This window comes from Sphingomonas sp. Tas61C01 (assembly GCF_052567495.1).
Map to the genome: position 1 here is coordinate 3,343,514 of NZ_CP199583.1, position 16,791 is coordinate 3,360,304.

Below are 16,791 nucleotides of genomic sequence, written 5' to 3' on the forward strand. Positions count from 1 at the left end.
TGTTCGGCCGGCGTTCGGGTTCACAACGGGCGGGGCTCGACATGGTTTCGCTGGTTCTGCGCGATCGAATCAGGGACCGACCACGAGACAAGCGATAAGGTTGCTCACCGAACAGCGAAAAGCCGCCGACCTTTCGGCCGACGGCTTCGCTTCTACTGTAGAGAGGGAGTCTCAGGCGTAGACGGTCTTGGTGTTGCGACGACGATAGCGCGACGCGCCGGCGACCATGCCGAAGCCGACCAGCATCATGCCCCAGGTGGCGGGCTCGGGCACCGCGGTCACGCTGAAGTTCGCGACTTCGAATGCGTCGCGCGCGGGGTTGTTGCTGAACGAGATACCCGTGATCGTCTCACCGGCGTCCGCGACGAACTGCGCATACTGCGAGAACGCCTGGTTGCCGTTCGTCACGCCGAAGCCGATGCCGGCCGCGCTGAACGTGTAGGTGTCCAGGCTGCTGAACACGGTCACGACATTGTACGTGTCCGGCGAACCCCACAGGAAGCTAAGCGACTTGATCGGCGCGAGGAAGGTAAGCACCGCAGGCTGACCGGCGAGAACGCCTGCCGCCAGGAAGTTGCCGCCATAGACGCCGCCCTTGGGGATGTCCGCGAACGGGAGATCCGAATTGTAGACGGTCCCGCCGGTCAGCGTCGCAGTCGCGCCGCCGTCGAGGCCTGCCGACGAGAGGGTCGAATACGACCCGGTGTTGCCGCCGACAGAGCCGATGACCGCTGCGTTCGCAACGGTAGGGAGCGCACAGAGCGCGGTCGCCGCGAGGGCGAGCTTCATCAAACGCATTAACTAATCTCCTGTTGATGGCCCGCCGGTCACGATCGAGTGACTGGGAGGTTCACATCGCAAGTCATGAGTTAACGAAAGGTTCCGCAGTGCACCATTGATCCGGCGCATATGGTTTTCGCTCTGTCCCGCGATGGCACAAAACTGATGGTGCGCCGCAACGTGATGCCTAGGGGCAGAAACACCAACGCAGCCTTAAACAGGATCGCTTTCGGCACCATAATGGTGCCAGGCGAAGATCGCTGCAGCGCCGCGATGCGGACGCCACCGCTCCGCCAGTTCACGCACCAGCTTTTCGCTCGGGCGTGCCTCATGGCCGAGGATGCGGCCCACCTCGATCTGCACCGCCAGGTCGCCTGCCGGCCAGATATCGGCCCGTCCCTCGGCGAACAGCAAATAGATCTCCGCCGACCAGCGTCCGATCCCCTTCACCCGCACCAACGCCGCGATCGCCTCCTCGTCGTCCTCAGGCAGGTTGGCGAGATCGAGCCGCCCGCTCGTCACTTCTTCGGCGAGGCTTTTCGCGTAGCTCGATTTCTGCCGCGAAAAACCGCAGGCGCGAAGATCCTCGTCGCTCGCTGCCGCGACCGCCCGTGGATCGGTCGGGTCGCCGACCAGCGCCTCCAGCTTGCGCCACACCGCGTCCGCCGCCTTCACGCTCACCTGCTGGCCGACGATCGTCCGCAGCAGCGTCGCATAGCCGCGCGCCCGGATCCGCGGCGCCGGATAGCCTACCCGCGCCAGCGCTGCGGCGAAGGCGGGCTCGCCGATCGCGAGTGCGTCGAGCGACGCGGTGAGTTGCGCGGCGCTCAGCCCCACCGGTGTTCGGCCACTTGATCGCATTCGTGCTGCACTGCATGGGCAACATCGAATTTCAGGGAGTTGATCATGCCGAAGCTTATCGTCGTCACGCGCGAGGGGGAAGAACGCGAGATCATGGGCGAGACCGGCCTGTCGGTGATGGAGGTGATCCGCGACGCCGGGATCGACGAGTTGCTGGCGCTGTGCGGCGGGTGCTGCAGTTGCGCGACCTGCCACGTCCATGTCGACCCGGATTTTGCGGCCAAATTGCCGGCGATGAGCGAGGACGAGAACGACCTGCTCGATTCTACCAGCGATCGCGACGCCAATTCACGCCTGTCGTGCCAGATCGCGTTCGGCCCGGCGCTCGACGGCCTGAAGGTGACGATCGCCGCGGAGGACTGATCGCCAGGCGTCACGCGTGCGGCGTCGGTCGGCGCCGCACCTTGGCTTCGATCGCGTCCCAGATCATCCCCGCCACGTCGGTGCCGTCGAACCGCTCGATCGCCACGATCCCGGTCGGCGAGGTGACGTTGATCTCGGTCAGCCATTCGCCGCCGATCACGTCGATGCCGACGAAGATCAGCCCGCGCCTCTTCAATTCGGGGCCGAGCGCGGCGCAGATCTCGCGCTCCTTGTCGGTTAGCTCGGTCTTCACCGCCGATCCGCCGACCGCGAGGTTGGACCGGATCTCGCCCGCGCCGGGCAGCCGGTTGATCGCGCCCGCGACCTCGCCGTCGACTAGCACGATGCGCTTGTCGCCCTTGGCCACGTCGGGCAGGAACGCCTGGAGCATGTGCGGCTCGCGCCAGGTCATGTTGAACACCTCGATCAGCGCCGACAGGTTGGCGCCGTCGCGCTCGACCTTGAAGATCGCCTTGCCGCCATTGCCGTGCAGCGGCTTGACCACGATCGCGCCATGCGTGGCGAGGAAGATGCGCGCTTCCTCCAGGCTGCGGGTGATCAGCGTCGGCGGCATGAACCGCGCATAATCGAGCACGAACATCTTTTCGGGCGCGTTGCGTACCTCGACCGGATCGTTGACCACCAGCGTGCGATCCGCGATCCGCTCGAGCAGATGCGTCGCGGTGATGTAGCCGAGGTCGAACGGCGGATCCTGCCGCATCAGCACCACATCGGCCTCGGCCCCGAGATCGATCGACACCGGCTCGCCGGCCGCAAAGTGATCGCCCACTACCCGCTGCACCGTCACCGGATGCGCTCGCGCCCACACCCGGCCCGCCTCGTAGTTCAGATCTTCCGCACCATAGTGGAACAGCCGGTGGCCGCGCGCCTGCGCCGACAGCATCAGCGCGAAGGTCGAATCGCCCGCGATGTTGATGCCGGCGAGCGGGTCCATCTGGACGGCGACGGTCAGGCTCATGCGGCAACTCTCCTCGTTCGCCGGCGCATGTAGGGTCGCCGCGCCGCGAAGTCACCCGATCCAGGCGTTCTCGATGTGCCGCGGCATCGCGCCGCGTGCCACCAGGATCACGTCGATGCGAATGTCGTCGCCGGGCCCCGCATAGCGCGCCATCAGCATCTCCGCCGCCGCCGCGACCCGCGCCAGCCGCGGTTCGTCGATCGCGAAGTCCAGCTCGGCCTCGGTCGCGCGCGCCTTTACCTCGACGAACGCCACCAGATTGCCCCGCCGCGCGACGATGTCGACCTCCCCCGCCGCCGTCCGCACCCGCCGGTCGAGGATCCGCCATCCCTTCAGCCGCAACCACCACCCCGCGATCCGCTCCCCTCGGCGCCCGGCAGCCTCCGCGGCACGGCGATCGCTGAGGCTGCGAGAGCGAGGTGGACGGGGCATGGACAGGAGGGTGGCGGAGAGCGACGAAGCGGGCAAGCGTACCCTTTCCACCCTGCTACGCGAAAGAGCTTTCAGCCCTTGGTCTTCATGGCCAGCGCCCGCGCGTACAGCAGCTTGCGGTTCAGCCCGAGCGCCTTCGCGACCTCGCCCGCCGCCTGTGACACCGTCAGCCGCGTCAGCGCCTCCGCCAGCGCGGCGTCGGCGTCGGCCTCGCTCGCGGGCGCCGCCTCGCCGGGCGGTGCGACCACCACGACGATCTCGCCCTTGGGCGGGGCATCGGCATAGCGCGCCGCCAGCATCGTCAGCGATCCCGTCACCGCCTCCTCGAACCGCTTGGTGATCTCGCGCGTCACCGCCGCCTCGCGGTCGCCGAGCCCCGCCGCCAGCGCCGCGAGGCACGCGCCCAGCCGAGGCCCTGATTCGTAAAGCACCAACGTCGCGCGCACCGCAGATACCTCCGCGATCGCCTCCGCGCGTGCCTTCTCCTTGGGCGGCAGGAAGCCGAGATAGAGGAACCGATCGGTCGGCAGCCCCGCCAGCGTCAGCGCCGCCACCGCCGCGCACGGCCCGGGGATCGTCACCACCGTATGCCCCGCTATCCGCGCGTCGCGGACCAGCTTGAACCCGGGATCGGAGATCAGCGGCGTCCCTGCATCGGAAACCAGCGCCACCGCCTCGTGCGCCATCCGCGCGACCAGCCCCGGCCGTACCCCTTCCGCATTGTGATCGTGATAGGGGACCATCGGTCGCTTCGATCCGACATGGCGGAGCAGCCCCGCGGTCACCCGGCTGTCCTCCACCGCGATCACGTCGGCGCGCGAAAGTATGTCGGCGGCACGCGGCGAAAGATCACCGAGATTGCCGATCGGGGTGGCGACGATATAGAGCCCGGGATCGAGAGGATTCACGATGACCGTCATGGCAGAGCCCGCAAGGGTTGCACAACAGCGCATGGGCAAGCGCGCGCAGATCGGCCGCTGGGTGGCGATCGCCGCCGCCGGGCTGCTTGCGGCATGCTCCACCGTCATCCCGCGCGGGCCGGTGGTCCCCGCCGAACGTCCGGTCGCGGCCGACACGCGCCCCGATGCGGTCGAGGCGGGCATCCCGCGGGACACCGCGCGCAACCGCGTCGCGCTGCTGGTGCCGCTGTCGGGCGGTAACGCCGGGGTAGGCCAGTCGATCGCCAACGCGACGATGCTCGCGGTGCTCGACACCGGCACCGACAAGGTCCGCATCACCAACTACGACACCGCCGGTGGCGCCGCCGCCGCCGCCCGCCGCGCGATCGCCGAGGGCGCGCAACTCATCCTCGGGCCGCTGCTCGCCGACGACGTCCGCGCGGTGGCGCCGATCGCGCGCGCCGCCAACGTGCCGGTGTTGAGCTTCTCCAACGATTCTAGCGTCGCGGGCAGCGGCGCATACCTGATGGGCTATGCGCCCACCCAGTCGATCGAGCGCGTCGTCGCCTATGCGCGGGGCCGCGGCGTTTTGACGTTCGCCGCGGTGGTTCCCAACGGGGTCTATGGCGAGCGCGCCTCCACCGCCTTCCTGCGCGCGGTGGAGACCGCGGGCGGGCAGGTCGTGTCGATGCAGACCTATGGCCGGGTTGCCGGCGGAGTCGCGGGCGCGGTGTCGCGGTTGGGCGCCAAGGCGCCCTATGACGCGGTGCTGATCGCCGACAACGGCGCGACCGCGGCGGCGGCGGCGCCGCTGATTCGCCGCGGCGGCGGGGCGCGTACCCACCTCCTCGGCACCGAGCTGTGGAATTCGGAGGCTGGCCTCGCCGCCAAGCCGTCGCTGTCCGGCGCTTGGTTCGCGAGCGTGTCGAACACGCTCTACCGCCAATATGCGACCAAATACCGCACCCGCTTCGGCGCCTCGCCCTATCGCCTGTCGAGCCTCGGCTACGACGCCGTGCTGCTGACCGTTCGCATCGCGCGCGACTGGCCGGTCGGACGTCCCTTCCCGGAAACCAAGCTGCGCGACCCCGACGGGTTCTCCGGCATCGACGGAGCGTTCCGGTTCGGCCGCGACGGCATCGCTGACCGCGCGCTGGAGGTCCAGGAGGTCCGCGGCGGCGCGCTGGTCACGGTCTCCCCCGCGCCGAGTGGGTTCGGTAATTAGGTCGCTCCCGTTGATCCTAAGTCGAACACGGCGCTAGGCAGCGATTGGGTCCGCCACGATCTGCGGCAGGATCGCATCGAGCAGCAGTGCGCCCGCCTCGGTGACGCGGAGCCGTTCGCTGTCGATCGCGACCAACCCCAGCGCCTCCAGTCGCGAAGCGGCGCGCAGATCGATCGGTGCAGTGCCGCCTGCCAACGCCGCGATCCGCCGCAGGTCGATTCCCTCGGCGAGCCGCAACCCCATCAGCAGCGCTTCGGTCGCGCGGTCGTGCGGCGCCAGCGGTTCCTCGATCTCGATGCCGTGGCCGTTGCGCGCGACCGCGCTCATCCAGTTCTCGGGCTTCTTGCGCCGCGCCGTCGCCAGCCCGCCGCGCCGGCCGTGTGCGCCCGGCCCCACCCCGGCATAGTCGCCATATCGCCAATAGGTCAGGTTGTGCCGGCTCTCCGCGCCGCGCCGAGCGTGGTTCGACGTCTCGTACGCGGGCAGCCCGGCTATGGCGGTGATCGCGCGGGTCGCCTCGAACAGGTCGGCCGCGGCATCGCCGTCGGGCACGGTGATCCGGCCCTTGGCAGCCTCGGTCGCGAAGCGTGTGCCCGGCTCGATCGTCAGCTGGTACAGCGACAGATGCTCGGTCCCGAACGACAGCGCGCGGTCGAGCTCGGCCTCCCACGCCGCGAGCCGCTGATCGGGCAGCGCATAGATCAGGTCGAAGCTGACGCGCGCGAAACTGCGCTGCGCGGTGTCGAGCGCCGCCAGCCCCTCCGCCACCCCGTGCGCGCGTCCGAGAAACCGCAGCGCATCGTCCTCCAGCGCCTGCAACCCGAGCGAGACGCGGTTCACTCCTGCCGACGCCAGATCGGCGAAGCGCGCCGCCTCGACCGATGACGGATTCGCCTCCAGCGTGATCTCGATATCGGGTGCCGGCGTCCACGCCCGCTGCGCGGCCTCGAGGATCGCCGCGACGGTGGAGGGCGGCATCAGCGACGGCGTTCCACCCCCGAAGAAGATCGACCCGAGCGTCCGCCCCGGCAACGCCCGGACCTCATGCGCGAGGTCGGCAAGCAGCGCATCGCGCCACGCGTCCTGGTCGACGGTATTGCGGACGTGACTGTTGAAGTCGCAATACGGGCATTTGGAGACGCAGAACGGCCAGTGGACGTAGAGGGCAAGGGGCGGTTCGGCGGTCATGATCCGCGATATGGCGGCGATCGCAGCGGAATGCGAGCGGTGGAGGGGGCGGTGCCGCAAGAGCTATCGACGCCGGGCGCTCCCCGCTATGCCAGCACCGCCGCCACCAGCTGCCGGAACGCATCCGCCCGGTGGCTGATCGCATGCTTGGCCTCGGGGTCCATCTCGCCGAACGTCTCGCTGCCGCCGACCGGCAGAAACATCGCGTCGTAACCGAAGCCCTTGTCGCCACGCGGCGGCCACACCAGCGTGCCGTCGACCCGCCCCTCGAACCATTCGACATGACCGTCGGGCCATGCCAGCGCCAGCGCACAGATGAAGTGCGCATCGCGTGGCAGGTCCGGCTCTTCGTGCAACCGGTCCTCGACCAGCCGCATCGCCAGGTCGAAATCCTTCGCCTCGCCGGCCCAGCGGGCCGAGAAGATTCCCGGATCGCCGCCCAGCGCGTCGACGCACAGCCCGCTGTCGTCCGACAGCGCCGGCAGGCCGGAGAGATCGGCTGCCTGCAACGCCTTCAGCTCGGCATTGGCGACGAAGGTGGTGCCGGTCTCCTCCGGCTCGGGCAGGTCCAGCTCGGCGGCCGACACCGGCTCGATGCCATAGGCGCCGAGCAGCGCGGTGATCTCGCGCACCTTGCCGGGATTGTGGCTGGCGATCACCAGCTTGCCGGGGGCGAGCTTGCGGATCGCCTGCCGGCCCTCTCCCGACTCTTCGTTGGCGCCACTCATTTTACCGCGCGGTCCTGCGCCGCGAAGATCTCGCCGCAGCCGATCCGCGCCAGGCGCAGCAGGCGCAGCAGCGCCTCTTCGTCATAGGTCGCGTGCTCGGCGGTCGCCTGCGCCTCGGCGATGTTGCCGTTTTCGAGCAGCACGAAATTGCCGTCCGCATCTGCGCCCGAATCCTCGATGTAGTCGAGATCGAGCACCGGGTTGCCCTGGTAGATGCCGCAGCTGACCGCGGCGACCTTCTGCTGGATCGGATCGGTCGGGAGCTTGCCGTCCGCCATAAGCTTGTTCACCGCGAGGCGCAGCGCCACCCAAGCACCCGAGATCGACGCGGTGCGGGTGCCGCCATCGGCCTGGATCACGTCGCAATCGAGCACGATCTGGCGCTCGCCGAGCAGCTTCATGTCCACCACCGATCGCAGCGACCGGCCGATCAGCCGCTGGATCTCCTGGGTGCGGCCGGATTGCTTGCCCTTGGCGGCTTCGCGGTTGCCGCGGGTGTGGGTGGCGCGGGGGAGCATGCCGTATTCGGCGGTCACCCAGCCCTCGCCCTTGCCGCGCAGGAATGGCGGCACGCGCTCCTCGATGCTGGCGGTGACCAGCACCTTGGTGTCGCCGAATCCGACCAGCACCGATCCTTCCGCGTGGCGGGTGAAGTTGGGCTCGATGCTGATCGTGCGCATCTGATCGGGGGCGCGGCCGCTGGGGCGCATGATACTCTCCTATGGGTCCAGAGCGGCAACGCCCTAGCCGCCACGGTTGCACCGCGCCAGTGGCGGCTTAGATAGCGCATCATGGCCCCACCCGTCACCGAACTGACCGACCGCGCGCGCGACATCTTTCGCACGGTGGTCGACGGCTATGTGGCGAACGGGATGCCGATGGGGTCGAAGACGATCGCCGCGGCTTCCGGCCTGAACCTGTCGCCGGCGTCGATCCGCGGGGTCATGCAGGAGCTGGAGGAGCTCGGCCTGCTCGCCAGCCCGCATACCAGCGCCGGCCGGATTCCGACCGAACGGGGGCTGCGGCTGTTCGTCGACGGCATGATGCAGGTGACCGAACCGTCGATCGAGGAACGCGTCGCGATCGAATCGCGCGCTGGCGCCGGCGGACCGGTCGAGGAGGCGCTCGCCGCCACCACCGCGGCGCTGTCGGGCCTGTCGGCCTGCGCCGGGCTGGTGATGGTGCCGAAACGCGAGCTGACCCTGCGCTCGATCGGCTTCGTCGCGCTGTCGCCGACGCAGGGGATGGCGGTGCTGGTCGCCGAGGACGGATCGGTCGAGAACCGCGTCGTCCAATTGCCAATGGGCATGAACGCCTCGGCGCTGGTCGAGGCGGGCAATTACATGTCGGCGACACTCGCGGGGCTGACGCTGGCGGAGGCCCGCGCGCGGATCGATCGCGAGCTTGGCGAGGGGCGGGCTGCGCTCGATGCCGCGGCGCGGACGCTGGTCGAACGCGGCATCGCGGTGTGGAGCGAGGACGGTACCCGCCGCCCGGTGCTGATCGTGCGCGGGCAGGGGCGGTTGATCGATACCGCGGTCGCCGCGGACCTCGACCGGGTTCGCGACCTGCTCGACGATCTGGAGGGCAAGCAGGAGGTCGCCAGCCTCCTGGACAGCGCCAGCGCGGGCGACGCGACCCGAATCTTCATCGGCGCGGAGAACAAATTGTTCGCGCTGTCGGGATCCTCGGTGATCGCCCGGCCGTTCCGCGGGCCCGGTGGGCGCGTCGTCGGGGTGGTTGCCGTGATCGGACCGACCCGGTTGAACTATGCCCGAGTCGTGCCCATGGTTGATTTTACCGCTGCAACGCTCGCCCGATTGATGGGCTGACACAGGAATATCGATGACCGACCAAGCTACCGACACCGGCGCCGATCTGCGCCAGGAAACCGCCGAAGCCGCTCCCGAAGTCGCCGAGCACGACGAGACCCAGGGCCGCCTCGCCGAGCTGGAGGCGCAGCTCGCCGAGGCGAAGCAGCAGGTGCTCTATGCGCAGGCCGAGGTCCAGAACGTCCGCCGCCGCGCCGAAAAGGAGGCGCAGGACGCTCGGGCCTATGCCGCGACCAATTTCGCGCGCGACGTGCTGTCGGTATCCGACAACCTCTCGCGCGGGCTCGCCGCGATCCCCGACGATCTGCGCGCCGACGAGAAGATGAAGGGGCTGGTCACAGGCCTCGAAGCGACCGGTCGCGAGCTGGAAAGCGTGTTCGCACGGCACGGCATCACACGCATCGAATCGATGGGCGTCGCGCTCGATCCCAACAAGCATCAGGCCATGCTCGAGGTACCGAGCGACGCCGCGCCCGGCACGATCGTGCAGGAAATGCAGTCGGGCTACATGATCAAGGACCGCCTCCTGCGCCCGGCCCTGGTCGGCGTCGCCCGCGCCGGGTGAGGGAAAGCCCGGTCGGGCCTCAGCCGAGGGCGCGCGCGACCGCGTCGGTGTGATCGAACCGGTCGTACATGTGGACGATCGGCACGATCCGGCCGCTGTCCTCGGTGATCCGGCCGTCGCGGATCTTCATCGCCGCGCCCGCCGCGGGGTTCGCCAGTGTCGCGACCAGCCCCGTGACGTTGCGGTTGATCTCGAAGCGGAAGCGCGGCTCGCCTTCGATGATCATGCGGTTGAACACCGCCTGCTCGACGCCCCGGAAGGGCGCGGGCGAGAAATAGTCGATGAACGCGGTCACCAGCTTCAGCACCTCCGCGCGGGGGCCGAGGATCGTGCCGATGCAGATCGCCGGCTTGCCGTTTGCCCGCGCCAACGCCTCTTCGCCCCACGCTTGCCGATACCAGTCGCTGTCGCAATTGTCGGCGCCGTAGGTCGTGTCCTGCTCGTACAGCTGCACCGCGTCGGTCGGTTCGGCAAAGAACGGCGATTGGAACATGACGTCCCTGACGTCGGTCAGCAGGACCTGATCGTAGTCGGCGTGCGCCTCCAGGAAGTCGCGATACGCCAGCCAGCGCGCGAAATGCGGATGGTGCCACCGCTCCATCGCATGCTGGAGCGCGGTTCGCGCCGGCCGCGCGACCACGGCCACGCCCGCTCGCGCCGCGCTGCTCGCGATGCGGATCAGCAGGCTCTTGGCCTTTCGGTCGATCGTGCCGCGGTGCGGATAGGTATTGGGGGTCGTCACGAAGGTCATCGCCTTGGGGCCCGTCGTTGCGATGCCCTCGGGCGGTGTATCGACGATCAGCACCCCGTCGCACTCCGCCGGCGGATAGACTTGACGCAGCGAGTTGATGAACACCCGGCAATCGGCCGCCGACTGGTTGGTCCCGAAGCCCAGCACCAGGTTCTTCATCTCGCTCAACCCCCAAGCCGGCCGGACATGTGCGAACCGAACTTCAAACCGCCCGCATTCGCGGCTAGCGCCCGCACTCTACTCACGCGCCAGCCCCCTAGGATGCATCGATGAACATTACCACCGATCGCCCGACCTTCGTCACCCATCTGGAATGCTCGCTGACCGGGGAGCGTTACGAGGCGGATCGGCTACACGGGCTGTCGCGCGCCGGCCGGCCGCTGCTGGTCCGCTACGATCTCGACGCGGTCGGCTCGAGCCTGTCGCGCGATGCGCTGGCGTCGCGCGAGACCGATCTGTGGCGCTGGCGCGAGCTGTTGCCGGTGCGGCATACCGCCAGCATCGTCAGCCTGGGCGAGATCGAGACGCCGCTGATCCCGATCCCGCGATCGGGCGGCGCGAATGTGCTGGTGAAGGACGAGGGCCGGCTGCCGACCGGATCGTTCAAGGCGCGCGGCCTGGTGATGGCGGTTGCGATGGCCAAGGAACTCGGCGTCACCCGGATCGCGATGCCGACCAACGGCAATGCCGGCGCCGCGCTCGCCGCCTATGCGACGCGGATCGGGATCGAGACGATCATATTCTGCCCCGACGACACGCCCGAGGTGAATGTCCGCGAGATCGCCGCACAGGGCGCGCGAGTGTGGCGGGTAAACGGGCTGATCGACGATTGCGGCGCGATCGTCGGCAAGGGCGCCGCGGAGGGTCGGTGGTTCGATTTCTCGACGTTGAAGGAGCCCTACCGCATCGAGGGCAAGAAGACGATGGGGCTGGAACTCGCCGCGCAGGGCGGCTGGACCCTGCCCGACGCGATCTTCTACCCGACCGGCGGCGGCACCGGGCTGATTGGGATGTGGAAGGCGTTCGACGAGCTGGAGAAGCTGGGCTGGATCGGGCCCGAGCGGCCGCGCATGTATGCGGTCCAGGCGAGCGGCTGCGCGCCGATCGTCCGCGCGTTCGAGGCGGGCGAGGAACATGCCGAACGCTGGGAGGATGCCAGCACCGTCGCCGCGGGGATCCGCGTTCCGAAGGCGGTCGGAGATTTCCTCATCCTGCGCGCGGTGCGGGAAAGCGGCGGCCAGGCGCTCGCGGTCGGCGATCCCGCGATCCTCCAGGCGGTCGACGATTGCGCGCGCAAGGACGGCCTGCTGATGTGCCCCGAAGGCGGCGCGACGCTGGCGGCGTACAAGCAGGCGGTGAAGACCGGGCTGGTCGACGAGGACGAGCGGGTGGTGCTGTTCAACTGCGCAACCGGGCTCAAATACCCGATGCCGGAGGCTCCATGGACGCTGGACCGGCACGCCCCGATCGATTTCGACGCACTCTAGCGCCGCGGCGCGATCACCAGCTGAAGAGCGATCCGTCGCCCATATGCGCGAAGCTGTGGACCCCGCGCTCGAACGCGTGGACCGCGGACAGGGTATAGGCGCCACGATCGACCGCACAGTCGACCATCACGAGCATGAGCACAGCGGCAAGGACGAACTTGAGCATGGCGCGACCCTAGCAGGGCAGGGGTTAAGGAAGTGTTTTGGTGGGCAGTCGCCATTCCTCTCCCTGGCGGGGGAGGATCCATCAGAACGGCAGCAGCGTCTCGTACTGCGCCAGCGGCGGTGCGCCGGCCACCGTCGCGCCGTGCCGCAGGAGGAAGGCGTGGCGGACGATCTCGCCCTGCTGCTCGATCCCGTATCGGTGCAGCGGCTGCCCCGGCTTCAGCGCATAGTCGTAGCGGCACCACGGATGCCGGGCGAGCGGCAGGTAGATGCCCTTCTGGTGCTGCCAGACATGCGTCATCTCGTGGATGAACAGGCCTTGGTCGGTCAGCGCGCACGCCGCGAAATCGTCGCGCCAGCTGCTGCCCTTGGGGTGGAAATGGATGCAGCCGCGCGGCGCCATCACCGTATCGCGCGGCTGGAAGAACGCCCATTTGCGCCGCGCCAGGCGAACCTGCCCATAATCGATCGCGGTGCCGAACACCGACCGGGCGAGCGCGGTCTCGGCCGCAGTCAGCGGCCGTTTCTCCGCGGTCATTCTGGCGCCGGATCCCCTGCGCCGATCACCCCGGCGTCCTGGAGGATGCGGGTGCCGTCGGCGAAGGTCAGCGTCAGCGTGATCGTGCTGCCGGGCTTGATTCCGGGATTCATGTCGAAGAACATCACGTGCATCCCGCCTGGTTCGAACTTCACGATCTGGTTGGCGGGGATCTCCACCTTCGCCAGCGGCTTCATCGTCGCCATCGTGCCCTGCTGCATCGACTGGTGGAGCTCGGCCCTGATCGCGACGTCGGTGGTGATCCCGATCAGCGTTGCCGGGGTCGGCCCGCCATGGATGTTGAGATACGCCGCCGCAGGCCGGCCCTTCACCGCGCCGAGCCGCACCCAGGCGTGATCGCCATAGAGGACCTTCGGCTGGCCGCACGATGCCAGCGTGAGCGCCGCCGCTGCCGCTGCTACCGTAAAAGTCGGAACCATGCGCATGTCGTCACCCTCCCGCTTCGCGAAAACCCGACACGGCTCTAGGTTCCGTGGCTTCTTGCGGCAAGCCGAACCCCACCTATATCCGGCCAAGCATCAACGGTTGCGCCGCCGTAACGGGGTGGAACCACGGGTATTTCGTTTGTGAGGGGCTAGAAAGCACACATGGCTAAAGTTATCGGAATCGATCTCGGCACCACCAACAGCTGCGTTGCGGTGATGGAGGGCGGCAAGCCCAAGGTGATCGAGAATGCGGAAGGCGCGCGCACCACGCCGTCGATCGTCGCCTTCGCCAAGGACGGCGAGCGGCTGGTCGGCCAGCCCGCCAAGCGCCAGGCCGTCACCAACGGCGACAACACCATCTTCGCGGTGAAGCGCCTGATCGGCCGTCGCTTCGACGACCCGATCACCAAGAAGGACACCGAGCTGGTCCCGTACAAGATTGCGCGCGGGCCGAACGGCGATGCGTGGGTCCAGGCGGGCGGCAAGGATTATTCGCCGTCGCAGATCAGCGCCTTCACGCTCCAGAAGATGAAGGAAACCGCCGAATCCTACCTCGGCGAGACGGTCACCCAGGCGGTGATCACCGTCCCCGCCTATTTCAACGACGCGCAGCGCCAGGCGACCAAGGACGCCGGCCAGATTGCCGGCCTCGAAGTGCTGCGGATCATCAACGAGCCGACCGCGGCGGCGCTCGCCTACGGCCTGGAGAAGCAGGACGGCAAGACGATCGCAGTCTACGATCTCGGCGGCGGCACCTTCGACATCTCGGTGCTCGAGATCGGCGATGGCGTGTTCGAGGTGAAGGCGACCAACGGCGACACCTTCCTCGGCGGCGAGGATTTCGACAACAAGGTCGTCCAGTATCTCGCCGACGAGTTCAAGAAGGCCGAGGGCATCGACCTCGCCAAGGACAAGCTCGCGCTGCAGCGGCTGAAGGAAGCCGCCGAGAAGGCGAAGATCGAGCTGTCTTCGGCGGCATCGACCGAGGTCAACCTGCCTTTCATCACCGCGGACCAGAACGGCCCGAAGCATCTGGTGAAGACGATCACCCGCGCCGATCTGGAGCGGATGGTCGAGGATCTGGTGAAGCGGACGCTCGAGCCCTGCCGCAAGGCGCTCGCCGATGCGGGGCTGAAGCCGGAGGACATCAGCGAAGTCGTGCTGGTCGGCGGCATGACCCGCATGCCGCGCGTCCGTGAGGTCGTGAAGAACTTCTTCGGCAAGGATCCGCACACCGGCGTCAACCCGGACGAGGTCGTCGCGATGGGTGCGGCGATCCAGGCCGGCGTGCTGCAGGGCGACGTGAAGGACGTGCTGCTGCTCGACGTCACGCCGCTGTCGCTCGGCATCGAGACGCTGGGTGGCGTGTTCACCCGGATGATCGACCGCAACACGACGATCCCGACCAAGAAGAGCCAGACCTATTCCACCGCGGACGACAACCAGGGCGCGGTGACGATCCGCGTGTTCCAGGGCGAGCGCGAGATGGCGGCGGACAACAAGCTGCTCGGTCAGTTCGATCTGGTCGGCATCCCGCCGGCGCCGCGCGGCGTGCCGCAGATCGAGGTCACGTTCGACATCGACGCCAACGGTCTGGTCAACGTCAGCGCCAAGGACAAGGGCACCGGCAAGGAGCAGCAGATCCGCATCCAGGCATCGGGTGGCCTGTCCGATTCCGATATCGACCAGATGGTCCGCGACGCGGAAAGCTTTGCGGAAGAGGACAAGAAGCGTCGCGCGGCGGCCGAGGCGAAGAACAACGCCGAAAGCCTGATCCACACCACCGAGCGCCAGCTGGCGGACAATGGCGACAAAGTCGACGAATCGCTCAAGTCCGAGATTCAGGCGGCGGTCGATGCGGCCAAGGCAGCCGTCGAGAGCGGCGATGCCGATGCGATGACCGACAAGAGCCAGGCGCTGGCGCAGGTCGCGATGAAGCTCGGCCAGGCGATCTACGAGAAGCAGCAGCAGTCGGAAGCCTCGCCCGCCGGCGGCGATGCGGCCGATGCGCCCAAGGACGACGTGGTCGACGCCGAGTTCTCGGAAGTCGACGACAGCGCGAAAGCGTAACCCTGCAACTCCCTCTCCCCTGCAGGGGAGAGGGCTGGGGTGAAGGGCGGCGTCTCACCGGGAGTGGACTCTCGGTGAGACGCGGCCACTCACCCGACCCTCTCCCTGGAGGGGAAAGGGCGAAGAGGGCGGCATGAGTACCCAGACCGACTATTACGAACTGCTAGAATGCGAGCGGACCGCGGATGCGGGGACGATCAAGTCGTCCTATCGCAAGCTCGCGATGAAATACCATCCGGACAAGAATGCCGGCTGCAAGGATTCCGAAGGCAAGTTCAAGGCGGTCAGCGAAGCCTATGACGTGCTGAAGGATCCGCAGAAGCGGGCGGCGTACGATCGCTTCGGCCACACCGCGTTCCAGAACGGTGGCGGCGGTGGGGGCGGCGCGCAGGATTTCGGCGCGTTCTCCGACATCTTCGAAAGCGTGTTCGGCGAATTCATGGGCGGCCAGCGTGGCGGGCGTCAGGCCGCACGTCGCGGTGCCGACCTGCGCTACGACATGGAAGTCACGCTCGAGGAGGCATTCCACGGCAAGGCGAGCGAGATCACGGTCGACGTGTCCGCGCTGTGCGACACCTGCGACGGCACCGGCGCGCGCAGCGGCACCCGCGCCAAGACCTGCCAGCATTGCGGCGGGCAGGGCAAGGTGCGCGCGCAGCAGGGCTTCTTCGTGGTCGAGCGGGCCTGCCCGGTCTGCCAGGGCGCGGGCGAGGTAATCGCGGACCCGTGCCCCGATTGCCGCGGCGACGGCCGGGTCGAACGTACCAAGACGCTCAGCGTCAACGTGCCCCCGGGCGTCGACGAGGGCACCCGCATCCGCATGAGCGGCGAGGGCGAGGCGGGCCCGCGCGGCGCGCCCGCGGGCGATCTCTACATCTTCCTGCACGTGAAGCGCCACGCGCTGTTCGAACGCGAGGGCACGACCCTGTTCGCACGCGCGCCGATCAGTTTCACCACCGCCTCGCTCGGCGGATCGATCGCGATCCCCGGCCTCGACGGCAGCAGCCACGAGATTAAGATCCCGGTCGGCATTCAGTCCGGCAAGCAACTCCGCCAGCGCGGCGCGGGCATGCCGGTGCTGCAGGGCCGCGGCAATGGCGACCTCGTCATCCAGATCGAGGTCGAGACCCCGACCAAGCTGTCGCTCCGCCAGAAGGAATTGCTGGAGATGTTTCGCGAGACCGAGACGGGCGACGAATGCCCCGCGAGCCAGGGGTTCTTCGCGAAGCTGAAGGGCGCGTTCGGGTGAAGAGGCGCTTGCCACCCCCTTCTAGCACCACCCCGGCGAAGGCCGGGGCCCAGTCGCGAAGGTGGATGTAACTAGTCGCGGCGCCAGCCAATCGGCGGCTGGTACCTGGGCCCCGGCCTCCGCCGGGGTGGAACGTCGCGAGACGGATGCGCTGCGGTATGCCGCTTCTAGCACCCCAAGAATAACGATCCCCCGGCCCTGGCCGCCCCCTCGAAAGAGAGGGCGGGGGCCGA

18 protein-coding genes and 1 pseudogene are annotated in these 16,791 nt (G+C 68.3%); 7 read left to right on the forward strand and 12 right to left on the reverse strand.

Going from position 1 to position 16,791, the window contains the following annotated elements:
• Nucleotides 1-171 precede the first annotated feature (171 nt).
• Together ACT009_RS15585 and ACT009_RS15590 are read right to left on the reverse strand one after the other, a co-directional pair.
• Nucleotides 172-600, reverse strand: a pseudogene (locus tag ACT009_RS15585) (PEPxxWA-CTERM sorting domain-containing protein); the annotation flags it as partial.
• A gap of 393 nt (nucleotides 601-993) precedes the next feature.
• On the reverse strand, nucleotides 994-1,617 hold the full coding sequence (locus ACT009_RS15590; protein WP_445191974.1) for a DNA-3-methyladenine glycosylase family protein: 624 nt from the start codon (nucleotides 1,615-1,617) through the stop codon (nucleotides 994-996).
• Between the two features lie 69 nt (nucleotides 1,618-1,686).
• Here ACT009_RS15590 and ACT009_RS15595 point away from each other — a divergent pair, with 69 nt between their 5' ends.
• Nucleotides 1,687-2,004: a 2Fe-2S iron-sulfur cluster-binding protein gene (locus ACT009_RS15595; RefSeq protein WP_445191975.1), complete on the forward strand. Its 318-nt coding sequence runs from the start codon at nucleotides 1,687-1,689 to the stop codon at nucleotides 2,002-2,004.
• Nucleotides 2,005-2,014: 10 nt separating this feature from the next.
• On the opposite strand, the gene gshB is transcribed toward ACT009_RS15595, so the two are convergent.
• From gshB to rsmI, 3 genes are all read right to left on the reverse strand, one after another.
• Complete coding sequence (gene gshB / locus ACT009_RS15600) at nucleotides 2,015-2,983, reverse strand: glutathione synthase (RefSeq protein WP_445191976.1); 969 nt, start codon at nucleotides 2,981-2,983, stop codon at nucleotides 2,015-2,017.
• 51 nt (nucleotides 2,984-3,034) lie between these two features.
• Nucleotides 3,035-3,415 carry a YraN family protein gene (locus tag ACT009_RS15605; protein WP_445191977.1) on the reverse strand — a complete coding sequence of 127 codons (381 nt, stop codon included), beginning with the start codon at nucleotides 3,413-3,415 and terminating at the stop codon, nucleotides 3,035-3,037.
• 71 nt (nucleotides 3,416-3,486) lie between these two features.
• Nucleotides 3,487-4,335 carry a 16S rRNA (cytidine(1402)-2'-O)-methyltransferase gene (gene rsmI / locus ACT009_RS15610; protein ID WP_445191978.1) on the reverse strand — a complete coding sequence of 283 codons (849 nt, stop codon included), beginning with the start codon at nucleotides 4,333-4,335 and terminating at the stop codon, nucleotides 3,487-3,489.
• Between rsmI and ACT009_RS15615 the strand changes: the two genes are divergently transcribed.
• Nucleotides 4,334-5,539 carry a penicillin-binding protein activator gene (locus ACT009_RS15615; protein WP_445194118.1) on the forward strand — a complete coding sequence of 402 codons (1,206 nt, stop codon included), beginning with the start codon at nucleotides 4,334-4,336 and terminating at the stop codon, nucleotides 5,537-5,539. The two genes, rsmI and ACT009_RS15615, sit on opposite strands and share 2 nt — an antisense overlap.
• A 33-nt stretch (nucleotides 5,540-5,572) precedes the next feature.
• Here the strand turns inward: ACT009_RS15615 and hemW are convergent, their stop codons facing one another.
• From hemW to rph, 3 genes are all read right to left on the reverse strand, one after another.
• Complete coding sequence (hemW, locus tag ACT009_RS15620; protein ID WP_445191979.1) at nucleotides 5,573-6,727, reverse strand: radical SAM family heme chaperone HemW; 1,155 nt, start codon at nucleotides 6,725-6,727, stop codon at nucleotides 5,573-5,575.
• A gap of 86 nt (nucleotides 6,728-6,813) precedes the next feature.
• Nucleotides 6,814-7,455: an RdgB/HAM1 family non-canonical purine NTP pyrophosphatase gene (rdgB, locus tag ACT009_RS15625; protein ID WP_445191980.1), complete on the reverse strand. Its 642-nt coding sequence runs from the start codon at nucleotides 7,453-7,455 to the stop codon at nucleotides 6,814-6,816.
• Nucleotides 7,452-8,165: a ribonuclease PH gene (rph, locus tag ACT009_RS15630; protein ID WP_445191981.1), complete on the reverse strand. Its 714-nt coding sequence runs from the start codon at nucleotides 8,163-8,165 to the stop codon at nucleotides 7,452-7,454. Before rph ends, rdgB begins: the two co-directional genes overlap by 4 nt.
• 78 nt (nucleotides 8,166-8,243) lie before the next feature.
• On the opposite strand from rph, the gene hrcA reads away from it, so the two are divergent.
• Together hrcA and grpE are read left to right on the forward strand one after the other, a co-directional pair.
• Complete coding sequence (gene hrcA / locus ACT009_RS15635) at nucleotides 8,244-9,287, forward strand: heat-inducible transcriptional repressor HrcA (protein WP_445194119.1); 1,044 nt, start codon at nucleotides 8,244-8,246, stop codon at nucleotides 9,285-9,287.
• Between the two features lie 13 nt (nucleotides 9,288-9,300).
• Nucleotides 9,301-9,852: a nucleotide exchange factor GrpE gene (gene grpE, locus ACT009_RS15640; RefSeq protein WP_445191982.1), complete on the forward strand. Its 552-nt coding sequence runs from the start codon at nucleotides 9,301-9,303 to the stop codon at nucleotides 9,850-9,852.
• 19 nt (nucleotides 9,853-9,871) lie between these two features.
• On the opposite strand, the gene ACT009_RS15645 is transcribed toward grpE, so the two are convergent.
• The gene (locus ACT009_RS15645) at nucleotides 9,872-10,762 is read right to left on the reverse strand and encodes a hypothetical protein (protein WP_445191983.1); all 891 of its coding nucleotides are present in this window, start codon (nucleotides 10,760-10,762) and stop codon (nucleotides 9,872-9,874) included.
• Nucleotides 10,763-10,872: 110 nt separating this feature from the next.
• Between ACT009_RS15645 and ACT009_RS15650 the strand changes: the two genes are divergently transcribed.
• Complete coding sequence (locus ACT009_RS15650) at nucleotides 10,873-12,090, forward strand: threonine synthase (RefSeq protein ID WP_445191984.1); 1,218 nt, start codon at nucleotides 10,873-10,875, stop codon at nucleotides 12,088-12,090.
• Between the two features lie 13 nt (nucleotides 12,091-12,103).
• On the opposite strand, the gene ACT009_RS15655 is transcribed toward ACT009_RS15650, so the two are convergent.
• The 3 genes from ACT009_RS15655 to ACT009_RS15665 all read right to left on the reverse strand — a co-directional run bounded on the left by ACT009_RS15655 (nucleotide 12,104) and on the right by ACT009_RS15665 (nucleotide 13,239).
• On the reverse strand, nucleotides 12,104-12,256 hold the full coding sequence (locus ACT009_RS15655) for a hypothetical protein (protein ID WP_445191985.1): 153 nt from the start codon (nucleotides 12,254-12,256) through the stop codon (nucleotides 12,104-12,106).
• Nucleotides 12,257-12,337: 81 nt separating this feature from the next.
• Nucleotides 12,338-12,793: a vgr related protein gene (locus ACT009_RS15660; RefSeq protein WP_445191986.1), complete on the reverse strand. Its 456-nt coding sequence runs from the start codon at nucleotides 12,791-12,793 to the stop codon at nucleotides 12,338-12,340.
• On the reverse strand, nucleotides 12,790-13,239 hold the full coding sequence (locus ACT009_RS15665) for a copper chaperone PCu(A)C (protein WP_445191987.1): 450 nt from the start codon (nucleotides 13,237-13,239) through the stop codon (nucleotides 12,790-12,792). Before ACT009_RS15665 ends, ACT009_RS15660 begins: the two co-directional genes overlap by 4 nt.
• 162 nt (nucleotides 13,240-13,401) lie before the next feature.
• Here ACT009_RS15665 and dnaK point away from each other — a divergent pair, with 162 nt between their 5' ends.
• On the forward strand, nucleotides 13,402-15,309 hold the full coding sequence (dnaK, locus tag ACT009_RS15670) for a molecular chaperone DnaK (protein ID WP_445191988.1): 1,908 nt from the start codon (nucleotides 13,402-13,404) through the stop codon (nucleotides 15,307-15,309).
• A 133-nt stretch (nucleotides 15,310-15,442) separates the two neighbouring features.
• Nucleotides 15,443-16,558 (forward strand): molecular chaperone DnaJ, encoded by a 1,116-nt coding sequence (gene dnaJ / locus ACT009_RS15675; RefSeq protein WP_445191989.1) that lies wholly within the window; start codon nucleotides 15,443-15,445, stop codon nucleotides 16,556-16,558.
• Nucleotides 16,559-16,791: the final 233 nt, after the last annotated feature.